This window comes from Streptomyces sp. NPDC051183, assembly GCF_040682455.1.
Taxonomy (GTDB): domain Bacteria; phylum Actinomycetota; class Actinomycetes; order Streptomycetales; family Streptomycetaceae; genus Streptomyces.
Genome location: NZ_JBFBBA010000101.1, coordinates 1 through 2,509, shown reverse-complemented (window position 1 = coordinate 2,509; position 2,509 = coordinate 1). Strand labels below are relative to the sequence as shown.

Genomic DNA, 2,509 nt, shown 5'->3' with positions numbered 1-2,509 from the left:
AACGGTCGTGACTGCGTGCCTTTTGAAGAATGAGCCTGCGAGTTAGCGGTGTGTAGCGAGGTTAACCCGTGTGGGGAAGCCGTAGCGAAAGCGAGTCCGAATAGGGCGATTGAGTTGCACGCTCTAGACCCGAAGCGGAGTGATCTAGCCATGGGCAGGTTGAAGCGGAGGTAAGACTTCGTGGAGGACCGAACCCACCAGGGTTGAAAACCTGGGGGATGACCTGTGGTTAGGGGTGAAAGGCCAATCAAACTCCGTGATAGCTGGTTCTCCCCGAAATGCATTTAGGTGCAGCGTCGTGTGTTTCTTGCCGGAGGTAGAGCACTGGATAGGCGATGGGCCCTACCGGGTTACTGACCTTAGCCAAACTCCGAATGCCGGTAAGTGAGAGCACGGCAGTGAGACTGTGGGGGATAAGCTCCATGGTCGAGAGGGAAACAGCCCAGAGCATCGACTAAGGCCCCTAAGCGTACGCTAAGTGGGAAAGGATGTGGAGTCGCAGAGACAACCAGGAGGTTGGCTTAGAAGCAGCCACCCTTGAAAGAGTGCGTAATAGCTCACTGGTCAAGTGATTCCGCGCCGACAATGTAGCGGGGCTCAAGCGTACCGCCGAAGTCGTGTCATTGCAGCAATAGGGCCAACGCCCGCTGTGATGGGTAGGGGAGCGTCGTGTGCCGGGTGAAGCAGCAGCGGAAGCTAGTTGTGGACGGTTCACGAGTGAGAATGCAGGCATGAGTAGCGATACACACGTGAGAAACGTGTGCGCCGATTGACTAAGGGTTCCTGGGTCAAGCTGATCTGCCCAGGGTAAGTCGGGACCTAAGGCGAGGCCGACAGGCGTAGTCGATGGACAACCGGTTGATATTCCGGTACCCGCTTTGAAACGCCCAATATCGAATCAGGCGATGCTAAGTCCGTGAAGCCGTTCCGGACCCTTCGGGGAAAGGAAAGTGGTGGAGCCGACGAACCAGACTTGTAGTAGGTAAGCGATGGGGTGACGCAGGAAGGTAGTCCAGCCCGGGCGGTGGTAGTCCCGGGGTAAGGGTGTAGGCCGAGGGGTAGGCAAATCCGTCCCTCATATAAGGCTGAGACCTGATGCCGAGCCGATTGTGGTGAAGTGGATGATCCTATGCTGTCGAGAAAAGCCTCTAGCGAGTTTCATGGCGGCCCGTACCCTAAACCGACTCAGGTGGTCAGGTAGAGAATACCGAGGCGTTCGGGTGAACTATGGTTAAGGAACTCGGCAAAATGCCCCCGTAACTTCGGGAGAAGGGGGGCCATCACTGGTGATCGGACTTGCTCCGTGAGCTGGGGGTGGCCGCAGAGACCAGCGAGAAGCGACTGTTTACTAAAAACACAGGTCCGTGCGAAGCCGTAAGGCGATGTATACGGACTGACGCCTGCCCGGTGCTGGAACGTTAAGGGGACCGGTTAGTACACTTTCGGGTGTGCGAAGCTGAGAACTTAAGCGCCAGTAAACGGCGGTGGTAACTATAACCATCCTAAGGTAGCGAAATTCCTTGTCGGGTAAGTTCCGACCTGCACGAATGGCGTAACGACTTCTCGACTGTCTCAACCATAGGCCCGGTGAAATTGCACTACGAGTAAAGATGCTCGTTTCGCGCAGCAGGACGGAAAGACCCCGGGACCTTTACTACAGTTTGATATTGGTGTTCGGTTCGGCTTGTGTAGGATAGGTGGGAGACTTTGAAGCGGCCACGCCAGTGGTTGTGGAGTCGTCGTTGAAATACCACTCTGGTCGTGCTGGATGTCTAACCTCGGTCCGTGATCCGGATCAGGGACAGTGTCTGATGGGTAGTTTAACTGGGGCGGTTGCCTCCCAAAGGGTAACGGAGGCGCCCAAAGGTTCCCTCAGCCTGGTTGGCAATCAGGTGTTGAGTGTAAGTGCACAAGGGAGCTTGACTGTGAGACCGACGGGTCGAGCAGGGACGAAAGTCGGGACTAGTGATCCGGCGGTGGCTTGTGGAAGCGCCGTCGCTCAACGGATAAAAGGTACCCCGGGGATAACAGGCTGATCTTCCCCAAGAGTCCATATCGACGGGATGGTTTGGCACCTCGATGTCGGCTCGTCGCATCCTGGGGCTGGAGTCGGTCCCAAGGGTTGGGCTGTTCGCCCATTAAAGCGGTACGCGAGCTGGGTTTAGAACGTCGTGAGACAGTTCGGTCCCTATCCGCTGTGCGCGTAGGAATATTGAGAAGGGCTGTCCCTAGTACGAGAGGACCGGGACGGACGAACCTCTGGTGTGCCAGTTGTCCTGCCAAGGGCATGGCTGGTTGGCTACGTTCGGGAGGGATAACCGCTGAAAGCATCTAAGCGGGAAGCCTGCTTCAAGATGAGTATTCCCACCTCCTTGAGAGGGTAAGGCTCCCAGTAGACGACTGGGTTGATAGGCCAGATGTGGAAGCCCGGTAACGGGTGGAGCTGACTGGTACTAATAGGCCGAGGGCTTGTCCTCAGTTGCTCGCGTCCACTGTGTTAGTTCTGAAG

General features: G+C 56.4%; 1 rRNA gene (cut by a window edge). It reads left to right on the top strand.

Annotated elements, in window-relative coordinates:
- Positions 1-2,477: ribosomal RNA gene (locus tag AB0M99_RS37420) — 23S ribosomal RNA — on the top strand; it begins 726 nt to the left of the window's first position.
- Positions 2,478-2,509 lie beyond the last annotated feature (32 nt).